The sequence below is a fragment of the Natrinema gelatinilyticum genome (assembly GCF_024266705.1).
GTDB classification, from domain to species: Archaea; Halobacteriota; Halobacteria; order Halobacteriales; family Natrialbaceae; genus Natrinema; species Natrinema gelatinilyticum.
This window is the reverse complement of record NZ_CP100756.1, coordinates 2411089-2428980: the sequence shown is the minus strand read 5'-3', so window position 1 is coordinate 2428980 and position 17892 is coordinate 2411089. Positions and strand designations below refer to the sequence as shown.

Genomic DNA, 17892 nt, shown 5'->3' with positions numbered 1-17892 from the left:
CACGAGACACGCGAGCGGACTCGGCCGCTGGCTATAAGAATCAGCATTTAAATTCATAGTCCCAAAATAGATATTCTCTATCACTTTTCTTTTGCCGTGCACGATTCAGAGCAGGAGTCCAGCATCACGCAACCGAGTACGTCCGTGGAGGAGAATCAGGGAATTTCAGTCGGTTACCGAAGATATTCGCGATTCCAATCTCAGATATCTCTACGGGCGAATAGTAGCTGACTCACCGAAAGTAGGCCGATGAACATCACTATCAGAGTCGCTGCGTTCAGTAGGTCGTAACTCCCGTGTACGAGGATCGCCGTGGGATCGAAGTATTGTGTTGGACTGATGTACTGAAGCCAGTCCAACGCTTCGAGTCCCGCGGTAATCGAATCGACCAAGTACAACACGAAAACAGACGCAATAGCGCCTCGTTTGGCGGTTTCTGCTCGATTCACGAGAACTGACAACGTGAGCCCAATCCCACCGCAGACCAGCAGATACGGGACGGACAGGAGGTGAACCATTCCAACGCTCACCGGGTCGATGGACTCCCCAATGACGGTCACTCCAGCATAGACCACGAGAGCAGCCACCGCGTTCAAAACCAGTATCTGGACCAGCAACGAGGCGAATTTCTCTCCAAGCAAACGTGTCCGCGCCACCGGGAACGAGAGTAACAAGCCCATCCGATCTCGCTCGATATCATCTGCGATGAGACCCGCTGCGGAATACGCGAAATACAGTCCAAAGAGCAGCAGCCAGACGAAGTTGTAGAATTCCACGGCGAGGAACCCTTCGATCGAGGCGAGCGTCTCGATTCCGAACGCTTCCCGCATTGCCGGCGGATACGACTCGATCATCGCATCGAGATCGATACCAGAGGCCTCCATCGATGGGAATATTGAAATCATGAAGACAGCGAGAACACTGACACCGGCCGTCAGAATCGCCGTCCCCCGAAGCCGACGACCCACCTCGTACTGAGTGGTCTCAAACATTGGCGACCTCAGCTGAAAAGTTCGGATTTGCATCGGTTGACTCGTAATAGTGCATGAAGACGTCTTCGAGCGGCGGTTCACTGATTTCGACATCGAGCACATGCTGCTCTGCGAGAACCCGAAACAGTTCGTTGTAGTCGCCCACATACGTGAACTGAAGCTCACCCCCTATCACCGTCGCTTCGATAACACCGTCGAGCTCGATTACCTCCTCAGCTGCGTCACTGTCGATTCTGACCTGAACCCGCTTCCCGCCCTGCTCGAGTAACGTCTCGATGTCCACCAGACCGACCAGCTGACCGTTCCTGAGGATTCCGACACGGTCGCAGATTCGACGGACCTCACTGAGGACGTGCGAGGAGAAGAATATCGTCGTCCCGCGCTCTCGTTCGTCCCTGATGAACTCGTTGAACTCCGCTTGTTTGAGCGGGTCAAGACCGGAGGTCGGTTCATCCAAGATGACGAGGTCGGGGTCGTGCATGAACGCCTGGACGAGGCCGAGCATTCGGCGATTTCCGGAGGAATACTCCCGAATCGGTCGTTTGAGCGGAGGAGTGAACACCTCAAGCAGATCAGCTCGGCGCTGTGCCCCTTTGACCGATTCGTGATACTCTAGAACGCGTTCGCCGGTCACCTCTTCATTGAACCCAAGTTCGGCTGGCAGATACCCGATTCGCCGCTTCGCTTCGATGAGAGCATCCTCGTCTCGGATGTCTGCCCCGAGGACTTCGGCTGTCCCTTCAGTGGGGTTGAGTAATCCGAGAAGGGTTTCGATGGTGGTCGTCTTTCCAGCCCCGTTGGGGCCGAGAAACCCGAATACTTCGCCCGATTCGACGGTGAACGAGAGCGAATCGACACCCCGGACGCTCCCGTACTCCTTCGTGAGATCGAGTACTTCGATTGGATCCATGGCTACAACTGCGTTGACTGACCTAATAACTGTATTGGTCAGTAAGTCACTGACCGATGACCAAATTAGTTATAGAGTTAGAAACCCTCGTTCCGATATGACCGATTTCGAGACCGAAGAGAAACGCGAGATGTATGAGGCCCTTCTCGAGTCAGGGCGTGAGCGGCTGCTTTCGTACGGTCCAAAAAAGACCAACGTTGCCGACATCACCGAACCTGTCGGGGTCGCAAAGAGTACATTCTATCTTTACTTCGAATCGAAGGCTGACCTCTACCTCGAAATTCTTCGACGAGAATTCGAACAACTTCACGACCGAGCTCAGGATGAGATAGCTGGTGCCGATGGGTCAAGCGAACAGTTGGAAGCACTATTCCGGTGTTATCGAGAGTTCGCGGAGGAGAATCCCTACATCCAACAGATGATGGCCGAGGAGAACGTGAATCAAATGTTCCGGAAGAACGTCTCGTCTGAACGATTCGAAGAAGTCCAGCAGGAAGGCTTGGGCAAATTCCTGCCCTTCATCGAGTCGATCCGTACTGAGAGTGACGGTCTGGTATCCGATGAGGATCCGGTCACTGTCATGGGCGTGATGAGTGTGATCAGCCTCGTCGTTCGGAATAGATCGGAGTTCGAGGCCTACGGTCCAGAGTACTACGAAGCCATCCAGGACCTGCTTATTAGTGCACTTTCCCGCGGATTGACGACCACTCCGAATTAACGAATACGTCTCGATTTTATCAGATCGAGTTCCACAGATACCTGCTGTTCGGACTTTTTCAGGATGCAAGACTCGCGCGCTGTATTCATCGCGAAGTATTCATCGGTCTCTGAAGAGCACTGAAGCAAAACTACGAATTGTTTTGCTAATTCCTCTAGTCGACCGGATCGTCACTCAGACGGGCGAACAGTTCTCCTTTACGGACAATGACCCCCGTGGCCCCGTCGTGACGCTCGAGGTTCCCCGCGCCGACGCGAAGTCGGTCTCGCGGCGTACGATCGCACGGCGACCAGCGATCGACGCGTCGAAAACGACGAGACACCTTCGGAACCACTGAGCGAGCAACGCCATCGAGAAAGGGGGGATGATACGGTCTGCTGTAACGTTTTGCCGGAGCACCCACCGGACGGTTGCGATTGCTCCGGAACCGACGGACAGCAGTCCGTCTGAGTCACGTCGAGTTGAGTTGAACCACTTCGATCGGAAGTGGACCGCAGAGGTCCCCTCGATAGCACTAGCCTGTCCTCACCGTCCAGTATCTCCTCAGCGTCCCCACTCGTAGAACCACCAGCTAACGCCGAGTAGCATGAGCCCCGCGCCGAAAGCGGAGGTCGCGGGCTCGGGGAAAATGAACAGCACGAAGCCGACGGCGATCAGCAGTGTGGGTTCAATTTCGTTCCAGTACTCCGAAAGCGACGGGAGGTCCATATCCGACGGTACCGCCTCGAAAGTGAAGTAGTTAGCTGTAATTGAGGGCGCTAAGCTCCCTTCTGCTCACGGCGACGCCGTTCGCATGGTCAGCGGGACCGACGGTCCCGCGCTATCTTCAGCGAGCGAAGCGAGCAGGGAGGGGAGACAGCGCCCGCACGTCTTGTTTTCGTGTGGATCGGCACCCTTATTATCCCTTCGGTCGAAGGTGAGAATAAGATGCTCACCATGCTTCCGGCGGTGTTCAAACGCGACAACAAGCGTGCATCGTCGGTTGTGGTCGAGTGTCCAACCGGTAGGAGTGGGACACTCCGAACCACCTGTCAAGGGAAGTCGCCTGCGGAGTCTGGAACCGTCCGCAGAACGCCATAATGATCAAGATAACTTTTGCAAATATGGACTGAGGAATTGATCGATCCAGGACTTAGCAAATCCGAGTCGATCGGTAAGGGTGTCGAAGAGACGGCGAGCGAGAGTTCGGAACGCGCTCTCGCTCGCCACCACGATTGGCGAGGCAGTGCGTTTGAGGACTTTCCAGACCTGTTCAATCGGGTTGAGATGCGGTGAGCCGACCGGAAGAAAGACGAGATCAATACCGAGTTGATGTGCGCGCTTGCGCGTGTGTTCACAGATGTGAGACGAGAAGTTATCCAAGACGAGCAGAATCCGGGAACACGGATTCTGCTCGCGGACTTGCTCCAGTAGCGCACAGATGTTCTCTTTCGATTGATCTTCAGGGAACGTCAGGACACTTTCGCCGTTGAGCGTATAGCATCCGACCGCTGGTTCGTCAAGCTTCACCAGCGGTCGTTCCAGTGTCGGATCATCAACGTACCACAGTCGATGCGAATTGTCGTATGGGTGTGGATGCGAAGCATCACAAAAACCGACGACAGTTCCCCCATCCGTGCAAATATCGTCGTCGAGGACCCATCCTTCGTCCTCATCATCAGGACGCTTGTTATGTGCCGTCTCTGTCTCCTCGTCGAACGCGTCCGCGACGCGTTCTTCGAGGATTTCATCTGCGTTTTGTGGCCGAGAGGGGCGCTTTGGACGTGGTTTAGCGTAGGACAGTCCGAGATTCCGGAGGAATCGACCGAGATAATCCGGATGGTACTCTACACCAAACTCTTCGTCCAAGAGCTGATGAACTTCCTGTGCTTTCCAGGGTTGCCCCTCCCGGAGAAGTTCTAAAAGACGCTTTTGTTCCTCGTCACCGAGCTTCGGGGGCGGAAGGCCCCCGAAGTTCGGTGTCAACTGACCAAGTCCGCCATCGTTCCATCGACGCGCCCAGCGACTTCCAGTCGACGCAGATTTGCCAACGTCGTCGGCTGCTTCCTCGTACGTTGCTCCCTTGTAGAGACGTTTGACAAAGGTGAGTCGCTTGATGATCTTTGGATCGTCTGCTTCGTCCAGCAGACGATCCAACTCCTGCTCACTTAGATGACGAATAAGATCGCCTCGCCGGTCTCCTCCCATCACTCGCCCGTCTCAGTCTATGCCCATAACTTCCGTCACTCATTACGGCGTTCTGCCGGGCCGCACGAGACGCTCCGCGTCTTGTGGACGCTGTGGGATCTGTTCCTGCACGTTCCGACACAGAAACAGGACGCTCCGTCCGCACCAAGCGAGGGCCGGGGAGGCCCGAGCGCGGGAGGGCGGAGTAGTTCACCTCCGGTTATCACGTCTCGTGGACTGGCGTCGTCAGTGCGTGAGTGGCTGATTGAAGCTTCGCTCGCGCGACATGACGGTCTCCCAGGTCAATTCGCAGTCGCAGGACACCTGCTCGAAGACCGTCGGGTCCTGACGGAGGTCGAAGTCCTTGATTGCCGTCTGGACGCGGTCGTCACAGTCTCCGCAGTTGTGGGGGCCGCGATCGGAGCCGTGGCCGACCGGATCCGAGACCACGATTGCGTCGACCCCCGCCGTCTCCTCCAGGACGTGGGCGACCGACCAGAGCCACGGCGGGCGGTAGCCGTCGTTGAAGTAGAGTTCGTCGACCATCGTATAGCGCTGGACGTTACACGGGTTCATCGAGACGGTGTGACAGCCCTCGACGTCCGCACAGCGCTCGATCGACGAGATCATGTCCTCGACGGCCTCGGACTCGGTGAGAAACGGCGGTTTCAGCAGGAGGTAGGCCTTGATCCCCGCCGCGGCGTCGGTACTCGCGTCCGCGGCTGCGGCTGTCGCTTCCGCGCACGCAGCCTCGAAATCCGCGAAGTCGAAGTACTTGTTCACGCAGTCGTGGCGAACGCGATCGGTCGCCGTCTCGAGGCCAATCGCGACGTCGGTGTCCAGTCCGTGCCGGGTGAAGTCGCCGATCTTCTCACGGTCGACGAAGTCGGGCAGGGATTCGAGGACGATCCGTTCACGGTCGCCGAAGGTCTCGGCAATCGCTCGGCGGCTCTCTGCATCGACTTCACGTTCGTCGAGAAACGAACCGGAGGTGTAGATCTTGATGAGATCAGCGGGCTCGTCCGCGTTGTCGGCCTCGTGCTCGAGACAGACGTCGATCTGGTCCATGATTGCATCGTGGGAGACGGAGCCGCCGTCGACGCTCTCGGCGACGTAACCGCACATGGTACAACCGCCAGCGCGGGCCCAGCGGCAGCCGCCGGTGTTGAGGATGATCGTGAGGCTCGTTTTGACGCCACCGGGCGTGTTGTCCTCGTCGAGCCAGACGCGGGTTGGCTCGTGGGGATCGTAACTGGCCTCTTTGCGCGAGCGGATTTCCCGCATCACCTGATTGTGGGCGTCCATGCCCTTGCCCTGCTCGTAGACTTCGGGCGTGGGATTACTCATTAGGAAACGCAAGCGGTCCAGCGCGTAAAGCGGCTTCGTCTCCTTTCGCTGCCGAATACGTGGGTACAGTCTCGCACCGTCGATCCGAGTGGCCGTCCGTGGTCGGCTCGTCGGCCGATCGAAAACAATCACGACTTACGTTCGACGGCACAAAGGGCGGTCAATGCGCGAGTGCTTCGAACTTCGGGGCGCGGATGCCGGCGGTCGCATCGGCGAACTCACCGTCCCGCGTGCCGGCGTCACCGTCGAAACCCCGGCGCTTCTGCCGGTAATCAACCCAAATCTGGATACGATACGCCCGCGTCGGCTCGCTGACGAGTTCGGTGCGGAGATTCTCATCACCAACTCGTATATCATTCACGGTGACGACGTCCTCCGCGAGCGCGCCCGCACCGACGGTCTCCACGACATGCTCGATTTCTCGGGTGCGATCATGACGGACTCCGGCTCCTTTCAGCTCTCGGAGTACGGCGAAATCGACGTCACGACCGAGGAGATTCTCGCCTTCCAGCGCGAGATCGGCTCCGATATCGCTACCCCCGTCGACATCCCGACGCCGCCGGACGTTTCCCGCGAGCGCGCCGAAGCCGACCTCGAGACAACGCAGGAACGGCTCGAAATCGCCGAGGCCGCCGACACGGGCGAGATGCTCGTCAGCGCGCCCGTCCAGGGGTCGACCGATCCGGACCTGCGCGAGCGAGCAGGCCGCCACGCAGCGGGGACCGATCTCGACGTCTTCCCGGTCGGCGCGGTCGTTCCGTTGATGAACGACTACCGGTATGACGACATGATCGACGTCGTCGCCGCGGCCAAACGCGGCCTGGGCGCCGACGCTCCCGTCCACCTCTTCGGCGCCGGCCACCCCATGATGTTCGCGCTTGCGGTCGCGATGGGCTGTGACCTGTTCGACTCGGCGGCCTACGCGATATACGCTCGTGACGACCGCTACCTGACGGTTCGGGGCACTCGAGCGCTCGGGGATCTCGAGTACCTCCCCTGTTCCTGTGCCGTCTGCACCGAGCACTCGCCCGACGACCTCCGCGCACTCCCGGCGGACGACCGCGAGTCGGAACTGGCAGCCCACAACCTCCACGTTACCTTCGCCGAGATCCGCCGAATCAAGCAGGCCATCCGTGCCGGCGATCTGCTCGAACTCGTCGAGCAACGTGCCCGCGCTCACCCGACGATGCTCGACGGGTACCGCGCATTGCTCGACCACGCAGCCCAACTCGAGCGCTCGGATCCCGTCTCAAAAGGGTCTTTTTTCTACACCTCCCACGAGAGCGCGCGCCGGCCCGAAGTCGTGCGCCACCAGCAGCGCCTCGAGCGACTCTCTGTCCCGGATTCGCTGTTGCTCACCGTCGACCGGTCCGCGCCCGACGACGGGTTCGACGAAGTCTGGCGAGTCCAGCCCCCGTTCGGTCCCTTCCCAAGAGCCCTCTCGAAGAGCTACCCGCTCACCGCCGAAGTTCCAGCGCGGACCGATCGAGCGGCGCTCGAGGCCGCGGCCGACGGCGTCGCTCGGCTCGTCGACGCGAATCCGAACGCGTCCGTCTCGCTCGCGCACCGAGGGTGGCCCGCGAGCGTCCTCGAGACCGTGCCCGAGTCGGTCGAACTGCTCGATCTCCGGTCGACCGACGATCGGTGACGATATCCGCATCACACCCTCGCATCTGCGGGACACCGCGAGCGCACGACGGCTACCACGTTCGCCGAATCGTGAGCGCCACGTCACTGCGCCTCGAATGATTCCTCGGGGATCCCGACATCGCCCTATGGTTGGCTAACACTTCGAACGGACGGATAGCGCAAGGTCAGTCTTCTGACGATCCATCGTCGTCCGTCGTGTCGTTGTGCGGGTTGAACCGCCGTGAGGCGAGTGCAGCACCGCCGCCCATGACGGCGAGCCCGGTGAGGGCGCCGAGCGGGTTGATATCGCTGAATATACCGCCCGTCGATTTCGTACTGGCGGGAGCCGCTGATTCGTTCTGGGTATCGTCGTCGGATTCGATGGATTCGCTGCTGGATCCGCCGGCCCCGTTTGAATCGGACCCCGAGCCGCCAGAGCCGGCGGACCCGTCGCTGGACTCGCCTGAGCCGTCCGAGCTACCGGAGCCACCAGATCCATCCGAGCTATCAGATCCGTCGCCGGAGCTACCAGATCCATCCGAACCGCCAGAGCCATCGGATCCGTCGCCGGCCCCGTCGTCTGGAACTTCGCCGGACGACGCTTCCCGAATCGCCGTCACGCCGTCCTCGCTCACCAGATAGATCGCGTTTCCGCTGAGAGCGAGACGGCCGAATTGAACCGCGCGGTCTACCTCGAACCGCCACTTCTCGGTCCCCTGGTTCGTGTCCAGCGCGACGATCGAACCGGATTCCGTCTCGGGTTTCGAGTACTGCGCCGGGGAGTAAACGTAGATCGTATCACCGACGAGGACGGGCCGAGTGCTCCCGATCGACCACTCATGGATCGTTTCGCCGCTCTCGAGGTCGACCGTCTTCAGACCGTTTTCCCGGTGGCTGGAAACGGCGATGTCGTCGCCCAGCGCGAAACTGCTCCCGCCGCGTGTGAGGCGGATATCCTTGGTCTCGGAGTCGTAGATGGTCGCGTCAGTCCCGCCAAACGCAGTGGTCTCGGTCGCGATTACGGTCGAATTGGCGGCAATCGACGTCACTGGGCTTTCCGTGTCGCTCCTGAATCGGTCCACCGTTTCGCCCGTCTCTGGATCGATCGTGAAACAGGATTGAGCCGTCGCGACGTAGAGCCGCTCGTTGGCTGCGGCTGTACCGAAGAGGGGGGCGCTACACCTCCACGTATTCCCCGTGGGCTCGAGTAACTCCCGCTGCCACCGGATCGATCCGTCGTCGGTTTCGAGTGCATACAGCGTTGCATCCACGGTCGCGTAGACCGTGCCGTAGGCCACCGTCGGCGCGGAGACGTATGCACCACCGATGTCGCTCTGCCAACGGCGACTCCCGTTCGTCGGATCGAGCGCGACGATTTCGCCGTCGCCGTCGACGTAGAGTGTTCCGTCGGCCACGACCGGATACGTACCGCTCACGTCGGTCGTTTCCCACTCGATCAAGCCGTCGTCGACGCGGCGGGCGACGACACCGTCACCCGTTCCCGTGTAGATGATATCGTCCGCGATCGCAAACCCGTCACATCCACACTCGACCGACCACGCGACCTCGAGGGTCTCCCCGTCGAATTCGTGACCAGCTTCGAAGAAACACGTATTCCCCTCATTTCCCCGATACGACGTCCAGTCAGGCAGGGCCGCAGTTTCGGAGGGCGTGTTCGGCTCCTCGCTCTCCCCAGAAGTCTCACTTCCGTCCGAAACGTCGGATTCGGGTCCCGTGTTGGCGCTGACGCTATCACCGGCGGTGGCTACCCTGCCAGCAAAAGCTGCCCCAGCCCCCGTCATCAGGAGGCCGCGCCGATTACATCTCGACATACACAGAAAATTACAAAGAACATATATTCATACACACAATCTAAGTATGTTGCACGTCGAGCAACATACGCCCTGAGCGGCGTCGGGACACTCTCTTTCGTGGATTCGTCGATGAATTGTAGTCCGGGCAACGATCGCGAACTGATTCTGCTTTTCGAATGAATAACGGAATCGGCTCGCGGACGCGATGTCGCGGAGGAATCCGGTCGCCAGTACCGCAACACCAAAGACCCCGGCGGAACCGATTTGAGTATGCTCGACCCAACGATGATCGGCGCGAGCGGACTCGTCATCCTCTTGGTCGGCTCGTTGCTGTTCAAACGAGTTCGAGGCCGGAATCGATCAGCGGACGAGCGGCGATCGAGGGAACGTCACGAGGCAGCGCAGGAACGCGACCCACCGGTCGACATCGGCGACACCGTAACAGTCGCCATTCGCGAGTTCAGCGACCACCACTCGGGCGAACGGCGGGCGGTCGGAAAGGTGGAGGGATTCGTCATCTTCATCGAAGACATTCCCGACGAGTGTGAGGTGACGGACGTGATTCGGGTCGCGATCCTCTCGTTCAACCGCGGCCACACGTCGGCGACGGCGCGATTTCTCGAGGCCGCGTAGCGACGTCGGAACCCACAGAGACGGGGGATACCGACGAAACGCGACGGTGATCCCACGATCGCGACGAGCACTGTTCGAGCGGGTGCGTTCGAGCGACTCCGGCGGGCGACTTCGACGAGTTCGGGCGGGCTGGTTCGAGGAGCAGACCAGACGGTATATTTTCTCTAGGTCCAAAGGACCGGTCGTGATCGATCGTTCTGCCAGCACCATCTTTCTCGGATTCCTCGTCGTGGTTGCAGTCGGTGCTGCGGGTCTCTTCGTCGTCGATGTGGGTTCGACGTCGCCTGATCCCGTCCCGTTCGACGACACGGTCTCCGTCGGTCTCACACTCGAGGCCGAGTACTCGCTCGACGACTCCGTCGAACTCCCCCGCGCGCAGGTGTTCTATTCGCAGTACCAGTACGTCGTCGGCTACTATGGCATCGAAACGTTCGTCGAAAATCAGCGCCAGCCGGCCCACGAGCAGCGATTCGGCTATCCGCTTACGGTGTACGTCTCCGACTATAGCGACACCGGAGTCGAACTGACGGAGCAGGGCCTTCCGGTTTCCGACCGGTCTCCCGGCTGGACCGACGCCGAGACAGCGTGGTTCGTCGTCGAGAGCGATGCACAGACGCCGGCCGGAGACACCGTCATCCCGTTCTCAGACCGCGACGATGCGGCGGTATTCACCGAGGAGCACGGCGGCTCCGTTCAGACGTGGGAATCGATCCTGGATCGCTCGTTCGATCGCGACGATGCCGCGGTTGCCCGCGACCGCGTCGACGACCGCAGGCGACTGGCCGACGAACGGAGAGAAAACGCATCCTCACTCACCGACCGGCCGACGTCGGTGGTCGTCGGCGAAGATACGGACACCGTCCAGGAGGCGATCGACGAGGCGCCGGCGAACACGACGGTCGTGATTCCCGACGGGACATACGACGAGAAGATCGAAATCGACCACCCGATCACGCTCGCCGGTGACGGGAACGTGACGCTTCGTGGGAACGGAAACGGCTCGGTGATAACAGTCACCGCCGAACGAACGGCGATTCGAGGGATCGACATTACCGGTGTCGGGAACGTGACCAGAGAGGGCGGGGAATTACCCGTCGAAATCGACGAGCAAGCGTGGGACGCGACCTTTACGAAGTATTATGCGGGAACTGACGCCGGGATCGCAGCCTACGACGCCACGGGATTACTCGTACGGGACGTCAGCATCGACACGCCCGCCAGCGGTATCATCGCCTATCAGAGCGACGCTGCTGTCATCCGGGACGTAACTGTGAACGGCCCCGACGATCCGTCGTCGGGACTCGCCGGTACCCTGCTGTTCCAGTCGCCGAGCGTCGTCGAAGATTCCACGATCAACGGTACGAGAAACGGGGTCTATCTCTACCGGTCCCCCACGACCGTCGTCCGTTCGAACGAGATCGAGGGGAATTTCCTGGGCGTTCACCTGATGTACACGGGCGACAGCCTCCTCGCAGATAACGACCTGCGCACCCAGGAAAATCACGGCATCGTCATCATGACCGGTCCTGAGCGAAACGCAGTCGTCGGAAACACGATTCGCGACGCCGAAGCCGGTCTCAGCCCGGGTGGGAGCGGGGCGTACATCGCGGACAATCTCCTCGAGGGCAACGGACTCGGGCTTCGCGTCAGTTCGACCACGTCGATCTACGAACACAACGTCATCGTCGGCAACGACGTGGGTGCGGAAGCCAGCGCCATGCTCCCCACGAACCGCGTCGTCGGGAACGACTTCGTCGGGAACGATATTCACGCCGACGCGATGTCGGGCCCGCTCCGAATCTGGAGCTACGAGGGGCATGGGAACTACTGGCAGGGTGCTGCCGGCGTCGCGGGCGAGGGCCAATCCGACCTCTCGTACACGCCAACGGACCCCATTGACAGGCGACTCCACCGGACCGGCGGGACGCCGACGCTGGCCCGAGCACCGGCGCTCAAGGCCCTCGCCGGATTCGAGGGGTCGGTCCCCGGGATGCGAACCGGGAGCATCGTCGACAGGGCCCCGAGTTGCGAGCCGAATAACCCCGAGCTGCTGAACCGAACCGACTGGGCTGACGACGCCTGGTCCTGTTACGAAACGACCCGATACGATCCATGACCGATACCACACCCATCCTCGAGGCGACCGGTATCGACTACGACTACGGGACGGTATCCGTTATCCGGAACGTCTCGATGACCATCGAGCGCGGAACGGTGACGGCTCTGATCGGACCGAACGGGTCCGGCAAGACGACGCTCATCCGCGTTCTGGCGGGACTCAACGAGCCGACGGCCGGCGAGGTCGCGTACAACGGACCCGACACCGCACGACATATCGGATACTTGCCACAACAGCCGGCGTTTCGACCTGGATTCACGGCCCTGGAGACGCTTCGGTTTTACTCGTCTCTCGTCGGTGGCGACGAAACACACGCGTCGACGCACCTCGAGCGGATCGGACTCGAAGATGCGGCCGACCGACCGGTCGAAGCGCTGTCCGGGGGGATGACGCGACTGCTCGGCATCGCCCAGGCGACGATCGGGAACCCGCCGATCGTCGTTCTCGACGAACCGGGTAGCGGACTCGATCCAGGAATGCGCCTGCACGTCTTCGACGTCGCGGAACGGCTCGCGGACGACGGGATTGCAGTCCTGTTGAGTTCGCACGATCTAGAACTCGTCGAACGGGTCGCCGATAACGTGGTGATACTCGCCGACGGCGGTGTCGTAACGGAGGGATCGGCGGTCGAGTTGCGGGATCGACAGGGAGTCGACTCGCTACGACCGGTCTACGACACCGCCATCGGTGGCGAGCGTGATACCGTCCAGGTTCTGGGTGACAGCCAATGAGCGCCGACACGAATCCGACGGGGGACACCACCGGCGGCCAGGACGGGACCAGTGCCGGTCGAACGACGGTGGCCCCCGGATCGAAACACATCCTCGAGGCGATCGTCGGACGAGAGCTTCGGACGGTCGTGCGGACGCGAACGTTCTTCGTCCTGGGGGTCGCGTTCGCCGCCGTCGTATTCGGCATCGCCTGGGTCAGCAGGAGCGTCCGCGGCGGGTACGTTCCGACGCTGGTCGACTTACTCACGCCGATGGAGTTGCTCGTTCCGGTTGTCGCCGTCGCGTACGGCTATCGCGCCATTCTCGGTGACGCCCAGCGCGGTGAACTCGACGTCCTGAAGACGTATCCCGTCTCGAACCGCGAGATCGTCCTCGGCGTCTACACTGGGAGAGCGGTCGGCCTCGTTACCACCCTCGTCGTCCCGCTCGTCCTCGTCGCAGTAACGGTATTCGTCGTCGAAGACGAGGGACGGACCCTCTACGCATCTCACTCGGGCGTCGACTCGCCGATCCTGTTTGCCCGGTTCGTCGTGCTGACGATACTATTCGCACTGACCGTCCTCGCCGTCGCGATCGCGATTTCGGCGATGGTCAGCAGTACGCGGAGCGCACTCGCGCTGTCGGTCGTCGCGCTCGTCGTCCTGCTGGTCGGGATCGACCTCGCGCTCGTCTACGGCTTCTCGGCCGGGATAATCGGCGACAGTTCGCTCATCCACGTACTCGCGATCAGTCCGCTCAGCGCGTACAGGGGGCTCGTCTTCGAAAGTGCCATCATCGTCGCGGCGGGAACCGGCCCAGCGGCGGCATCACCGATCTCGAGTCTGCTGAGTTTCGTCGTCTGGACGGCCGCGTCCCTCGGAATCGCGACGTGGCTGTTGAACCGGTAGCCGACGGTCGTGGACGGGATCGGTTCTCTGAGGACGATTAGAAACGGAGCCGTCGATCACTGTAGCGACCCTCGCTCGGATCTCGAGCGATCGACTCACCCCATCAGCGACATTATCAGTTCCTGCGTGATTTCGTCGTGGACGTAGGTCTCACCGCCGTACTCGGACTGGAACTGGTCGGCGTCGTCGGCGTCGCCGAACGGCACGATCGATTTTCCCATCGCTCCCTCGACGTCGCTGTCCGCGATCATCGTCAACGCCGTGACGTCTCCGAACGCGTCGGCCTCGAGATGGCGAGAGATGACGGTGCGCTGACCGCTGTCGTCGACCTCGTAGTCGACCGTCGAGTAGTCAGTCATATAGGAGACGGCGGGTTCGCTTTCGCGCTCGTGTTCGAATGTGAACGCGTAGAGACAGAGCGTGCTGCAGAACTGCGCCGGGCGATCCTCGTCGAGAATCGCCGTCGGATCGGCGTAGTGGGACTGCCCTGCTGGTCCGGGATGGTTCCCGATGATCATCGTGCAGTTATCGCACGCCTGCTCCGGATCGATGCTCATCGGGTCGGGAACGTTCTCCGACTCCTGGCCGCCGAAACAACCGGCCATCATTCCGATACCGGCAGCCCCAACGCCGTCCAGAACTGCTCGACGCGTCACAGAACGTCCTGAACCGGTAGGTCTGGTCAGCTTCTCCATATGAGAACGTAGGTAGGTAGCGGTAAACGTTATCTGGTCCTTTTGACGAAAGCGCGAACCGCCCCGGTACCGGAACACCAGTGAGAAAGTCCGTGATGCGGTTTGGATCGACGTGTCCGATTCTCGGCTCTAGCGTAGTGACGGAGGAGGACCGCCGTCAGCAACCCTACTCGCTTCGCTCACTGAGGAAGGGGCTTAGCGCATCAATCAAGCTAGCTGATAGGCCAAGCAATACGAATAACTGTAGACTGGAACGCGCTCGGCTCGAGACAGCCGCCACTCGCTATCGACAACCTCTTTCGCTCGCCCCGGTCATATCGTGTATGACCGACTCTTTCGAAGTACACGAGCGCGACGGGGCCGCGCGCGTGGGCGAACTCCGCCTCTCTTCGCCGATTACGACCCCTGCGCTCGTCGACGACGTCCTCGAGGATGCGGGTTCGCTCTGGAGCGCGGACCGCGAGGTCCCACCAGGGGACGCGTCCGCACTCACCGTTCTTCCCCATCGGGCGTTCCCCGGCGGTACCGCCGAGGAAGTTCAGGACTCGTTCGCCGTCGACTACCCCGACGTCGACTATCCCAGCGTCGCCGTCGTCTCGAGCGACCACGTCCAAGACCACGGTACTGACGCGTACGCCCTCTCGGACGTACAGTCAGTGATGGGCCACGGCGCCGCGCTCGTCGAGGCCGTCGTCGGCGTCCGCGAGCTGATCCCGACCGACACTGCGTTGCTGTTCTCGGGCGTCGCAACACCACGGAACGTCGCCCTCCTCGCCTACGCCGGGGTCGACCTGTTCGACGAGACCGCGGCCGTCGTGAAGGGGACGGAAGGTCGATATCTCACGACCGACGACGCGTACTTCCTCGAGGACCTCGACGAACTGCCCTGCTCGTGTCCGTCCTGTCAACAGCCCCGCGAGTCGTTCACCCGGGCGGACTGCGCCGAGCACAACGTCAACGTGCTCGCGGCCGAACTGGCGATCGTCCGGCGGCGGATTCGGGACGGTCGCCTCCGCGATTACGTGGAAGGCCAGGTGCGCCAGGATCAGTGGCTCACCGCCGCGATGCGCGAACTCGACTCGGAGTGGCGATACCTCGAGCAACGAACGCCGGTCCTCCGGGACGCCCAGATCAGCGCCACGACCGAGGATACCCTCCGCCGGGTGGAAATCCAACGATTCGCAGACCGGGTGACGACGCGGTACCGCAACCGGTTCGAGAACCCACTTGTGCTCGTTCCCTGTTCGGCCACCAAACCGTACAGCGAGTCCCAAAGCCACCGCCAGTTCCACGACGCCGTCCAGTGGCGCGCCCATCTCGTCTCCATGACCAGTCCCATCGGCGTCGTTCCACAGGAACTCGAGACGACCTACCCTGCACAACACTACGACACCGTCGTCACGGGTCGCTGGTCCAAAGACGAAAAGGCGTTCGTAAGCGAGGTTCTGCGGCGCTATCTCGAGCGCAACGAGTATCCGAAACTAATCGCGCACGTCCCCGACGAAGGGTATCGGGACATCGTCGAGCGCGTCGAAGAACGGCTCGAGATCGATATCACGTACACCGTTCCCGAGGGCGGACATCCGACCGACGGGACGGCACTCGCGAACCTCTCCGAGTCGCTGTCGGGCGAATTGAAGTATTCGAAGCGCGAGCGCGAACACAACACCGTCCGCGCCATCGCGGACTACCTGCTCGGCGACGGCGCCGGCGACGACCTCTTCGACGACATTCGAACGACCAGCCGGTATCCGAAGATCCAGGTCCGTGACGCGGCGGACACCCAGCTCGCGACGATGGTTCCGCAGTACGGCACGCTCTCGTTTACCCTCGAGGGCGCCCGGCGCTGGCTCGAGAGCGACGCGCCGGTCAAACGCGTCGAGATAGACGGCTTCGTTCCGCATGGGAGCGTCCTCGCACCGGGCGTCGTCGACGCCGACGAGGAGATACGCGTCGGTGACGAGGTGATCGTCGACGGACCCAGGGCCTTCGCCGTCGGCCGCGCCGAAATGTTCGGACGCGAGATGGCGGAGAGCACACGCGGCATCGCATGCGAGATCCGCCACGTCGAAGAGAAATGACATTCGCTTCGGCGTTCACGCCAGGGTTTCCCTGGTGGTAGGATAGTATGGTTTGCAGTCGACAACCTGTTCTCTCGGTGTGAACCGGCCGCTCTCGCGATCGAACGAGTGGACTGGCGGCTGTGCCATCCAGCCGATACTCCTATCCACGGACGAATCGTCCGTCGGATTCGGAGATGCTCGTGCGTCCACGAGGTTGCGTCGAATGTTCTCGGCTCCGGTGACGTCGGCGTTGACGACAGTTTCGCACGCGTCACGTCCGACTGGGTCGGCAGCACGTTCCCCTGCCCGAGTATTATAAGAACAGCACACGACTTCCGCCCATGGAATCCATCGGTAACGGATTTGTGGCGATCGACTGGAACGGCCACCGCGCGGACGTCACCCTCTCGAGGCCGGACAAACGAAATGCGATGACCGTCGCGTTGATGCGTGACCTCATCGTGGCCTTCGAGCGGGTCGACGCGAACGACGACATTCGAGCGGTCACCCTCCTTGGGGAGGGTCCCGTCTTCTCCGCGGGGATGGACCTGAACATGATGCGCGAACGCGTCGAACCGGAGACCGAAATCGACCGTGACGTTTTCCCGAAACTCCTCGAGACGATCGAGACCACCCGCCAGCCGGTCGTCGTCGGAATCAAGCGAGCCGCTCTCGCGGGCGCGTTCGAGCTAACGCTCCCATGTGACTTCCGTCTCATCGGCCGGGACGCGAAGTACGGATTGCTCGAGGTCGCACTCGGGACCTTCCCGCACGGCGGCGGTACCCAACGCCTGCCCCGACTGGTCGGACTCTCGAAGGCGAAAGAGATCGTGTTGACGGCCGAACTCGTCGATCCTGTCGATGCCGCCGATATGGGGCTGGTTCACGATGTCGTCGATGCCGACGCGGTCGACGAGCGGACGAAAGCCTTCGCGGATCGGCTCTGTGATAACGCGCCGCTCGGCCTTCGGAACGGAAAACGGGCGCTCAACGCCGCACTCGAGATGCCCCTCGAACACGGACTTGAGTACGAACGGCAATTGGGACGCGAACTCGACGACACCGCCGACTACCGCGAAGGATTCGAAGCCCGACTCGACGATCGAGAGCCCGAATTTCGCGGCGAGTGAGTCGAGCCTCTCGGTCGACGGATCACGAGTAGCGTCGGTCCGAAGCCGATGGAGCCCG

The 17892-nt window shown here is 61.3% G+C and carries 15 protein-coding genes and 1 pseudogene; 8 read left to right on the top strand and 8 right to left on the bottom strand.

All coding sequences use genetic code 11. From position 1 onward, the window contains the following. Positions 1-200 precede the first annotated feature (200 nt). Both NJU76_RS11905 and NJU76_RS11900 read right to left on the bottom strand, forming a co-directional pair. Positions 201-992: an ABC transporter permease subunit gene (locus NJU76_RS11905; protein ID WP_254528775.1), complete on the bottom strand. Its 792-nt coding sequence runs from the start codon at positions 990-992 to the stop codon at positions 201-203. Further along, the gene (locus NJU76_RS11900; protein ID WP_254528773.1) at positions 985-1902 is read right to left on the bottom strand and encodes an ABC transporter ATP-binding protein; all 918 of its coding nucleotides are present in this window, start codon (positions 1900-1902) and stop codon (positions 985-987) included. The genes NJU76_RS11905 and NJU76_RS11900 overlap by 8 nt, the downstream gene beginning before the upstream one ends. Here NJU76_RS11900 and NJU76_RS11895 point away from each other — a divergent pair. Continuing rightward, entirely contained in the window at positions 1901-2620 is a 720-nt protein-coding gene (locus NJU76_RS11895; RefSeq protein ID WP_254528771.1) for a TetR/AcrR family transcriptional regulator, read from the top strand. The two genes, NJU76_RS11900 and NJU76_RS11895, sit on opposite strands and share 2 nt — an antisense overlap. Positions 2621-3163: 543 nt before the next feature. On the opposite strand, the gene NJU76_RS11890 is transcribed toward NJU76_RS11895, so the two are convergent. From NJU76_RS11890 to NJU76_RS11880, 3 genes are all read right to left on the bottom strand, one after another. Beyond that, positions 3164-3328, bottom strand: a complete 165-nt coding sequence (locus tag NJU76_RS11890; protein ID WP_254528769.1) for a hypothetical protein — start codon at positions 3326-3328, stop codon at positions 3164-3166. Positions 3329-3703: 375 nt separating this feature from the next. Continuing rightward, positions 3704-4807, bottom strand: coding sequence for an IS630 family transposase (locus NJU76_RS11885; RefSeq protein ID WP_254528767.1), 1104 nt, complete (start codon positions 4805-4807; stop codon positions 3704-3706). 225 nt (positions 4808-5032) lie between these two features. Further along, positions 5033-6133, bottom strand: coding sequence for an archaeosine biosynthesis radical SAM protein RaSEA (locus NJU76_RS11880; protein WP_254528765.1), 1101 nt, complete (start codon positions 6131-6133; stop codon positions 5033-5035). Positions 6134-6296: 163 nt separating this feature from the next. Here NJU76_RS11880 and tgtA point away from each other — a divergent pair, with 163 nt between their 5' ends. After that, complete coding sequence (tgtA, locus tag NJU76_RS11875) at positions 6297-7781, top strand: tRNA guanosine(15) transglycosylase TgtA (RefSeq protein ID WP_254528763.1); 1485 nt, start codon at positions 6297-6299, stop codon at positions 7779-7781. 166 nt (positions 7782-7947) lie between these two features. Here the strand turns inward: tgtA and NJU76_RS11870 are convergent, their stop codons facing one another. After that, on the bottom strand, positions 7948-9594 hold the full coding sequence (locus NJU76_RS11870; RefSeq protein ID WP_254528761.1) for an outer membrane protein assembly factor BamB family protein: 1647 nt from the start codon (positions 9592-9594) through the stop codon (positions 7948-7950). Between the two features lie 252 nt (positions 9595-9846). On the opposite strand from NJU76_RS11870, the gene NJU76_RS11865 reads away from it, so the two are divergent. The 4 genes from NJU76_RS11865 to NJU76_RS11850 all read left to right on the top strand — a co-directional run bounded on the left by NJU76_RS11865 (position 9847) and on the right by NJU76_RS11850 (position 13946). Beyond that, positions 9847-10209, top strand: a complete 363-nt coding sequence (locus NJU76_RS11865; RefSeq protein ID WP_254528759.1) for a TRAM domain-containing protein — start codon at positions 9847-9849, stop codon at positions 10207-10209. A gap of 184 nt (positions 10210-10393) precedes the next feature. Then, positions 10394-12325, top strand: coding sequence for a NosD domain-containing protein (locus tag NJU76_RS11860; RefSeq protein WP_254528758.1), 1932 nt, complete (start codon positions 10394-10396; stop codon positions 12323-12325). Then, positions 12322-13059 carry an ABC transporter ATP-binding protein gene (locus NJU76_RS11855; RefSeq protein WP_254528756.1) on the top strand — a complete coding sequence of 246 codons (738 nt, stop codon included), beginning with the start codon at positions 12322-12324 and terminating at the stop codon, positions 13057-13059. The genes NJU76_RS11860 and NJU76_RS11855 overlap by 4 nt, the downstream gene beginning before the upstream one ends. Continuing rightward, a complete protein-coding gene (locus NJU76_RS11850) occupies positions 13056-13946 on the top strand; it encodes an ABC transporter permease (protein WP_254528754.1) in 891 nt (296 codons plus the stop codon). The genes NJU76_RS11855 and NJU76_RS11850 overlap by 4 nt, the downstream gene beginning before the upstream one ends. Positions 13947-14041: 95 nt before the next feature. Here the strand turns inward: NJU76_RS11850 and NJU76_RS11845 are convergent, their stop codons facing one another. Beyond that, on the bottom strand, positions 14042-14641 hold the full coding sequence (locus NJU76_RS11845) for a nitrous oxide reductase accessory protein NosL (RefSeq protein WP_254528752.1): 600 nt from the start codon (positions 14639-14641) through the stop codon (positions 14042-14044). 323 nt (positions 14642-14964) lie between these two features. Between NJU76_RS11845 and arcS the strand changes: the two genes are divergently transcribed. Beyond that, positions 14965-16722, top strand: coding sequence for an archaeosine synthase subunit alpha (gene arcS / locus NJU76_RS11840; protein ID WP_254528750.1), 1758 nt, complete (start codon positions 14965-14967; stop codon positions 16720-16722). 15 nt (positions 16723-16737) lie between these two features. On the opposite strand, the pseudogene NJU76_RS11835 reads toward arcS, so the two are convergent. After that, positions 16738-16977 (bottom strand): annotated as a pseudogene (locus tag NJU76_RS11835) (hypothetical protein); the annotation flags it as partial. Positions 16978-17045: 68 nt separating this feature from the next. Here NJU76_RS11835 and NJU76_RS11830 point away from each other — a divergent pair. Continuing rightward, positions 17046-17834 carry an enoyl-CoA hydratase/isomerase family protein gene (locus tag NJU76_RS11830; RefSeq protein ID WP_254528748.1) on the top strand — a complete coding sequence of 263 codons (789 nt, stop codon included), beginning with the start codon at positions 17046-17048 and terminating at the stop codon, positions 17832-17834. Positions 17835-17892: the final 58 nt, after the last annotated feature.

Coding starts and splice junctions, on each gene's coding strand:
- NJU76_RS11905 (WP_254528775.1), bottom strand. CDS start 992: ATGTTTGAGACCACTCAGTACGAGGTGGGTCGTCGGCTTCGGGGGACG.
- NJU76_RS11895 (WP_254528771.1), top strand. CDS start 1,901: ATGGCTACAACTGCGTTGACTGACCTAATAACTGTATTGGTCAGTAAG.
- NJU76_RS11900 (WP_254528773.1), bottom strand. CDS start 1,902: ATGGATCCAATCGAAGTACTCGATCTCACGAAGGAGTACGGGAGCGTC.
- NJU76_RS11890 (WP_254528769.1), bottom strand. CDS start 3,328: ATGGACCTCCCGTCGCTTTCGGAGTACTGGAACGAAATTGAACCCACA.
- NJU76_RS11885 (WP_254528767.1), bottom strand. CDS start 4,807: ATGGGAGGAGACCGGCGAGGCGATCTTATTCGTCATCTAAGTGAGCAG.
- NJU76_RS11880 (WP_254528765.1), bottom strand. CDS start 6,133: ATGAGTAATCCCACGCCCGAAGTCTACGAGCAGGGCAAGGGCATGGAC.
- tgtA (WP_254528763.1), top strand. CDS start 6,297: ATGCGCGAGTGCTTCGAACTTCGGGGCGCGGATGCCGGCGGTCGCATC.
- NJU76_RS11870 (WP_254528761.1), bottom strand. CDS start 9,594: ATGTCGAGATGTAATCGGCGCGGCCTCCTGATGACGGGGGCTGGGGCA.
- NJU76_RS11865 (WP_254528759.1), top strand. CDS start 9,847: ATGCTCGACCCAACGATGATCGGCGCGAGCGGACTCGTCATCCTCTTG.
- NJU76_RS11855 (WP_254528756.1), top strand. CDS start 12,322: ATGACCGATACCACACCCATCCTCGAGGCGACCGGTATCGACTACGAC.
- NJU76_RS11850 (WP_254528754.1), top strand. CDS start 13,056: ATGAGCGCCGACACGAATCCGACGGGGGACACCACCGGCGGCCAGGAC.
- NJU76_RS11845 (WP_254528752.1), bottom strand. CDS start 14,641: ATGGAGAAGCTGACCAGACCTACCGGTTCAGGACGTTCTGTGACGCGT.
- arcS (WP_254528750.1), top strand. CDS start 14,965: ATGACCGACTCTTTCGAAGTACACGAGCGCGACGGGGCCGCGCGCGTG.
- NJU76_RS11830 (WP_254528748.1), top strand. CDS start 17,046: ATGGAATCCATCGGTAACGGATTTGTGGCGATCGACTGGAACGGCCAC.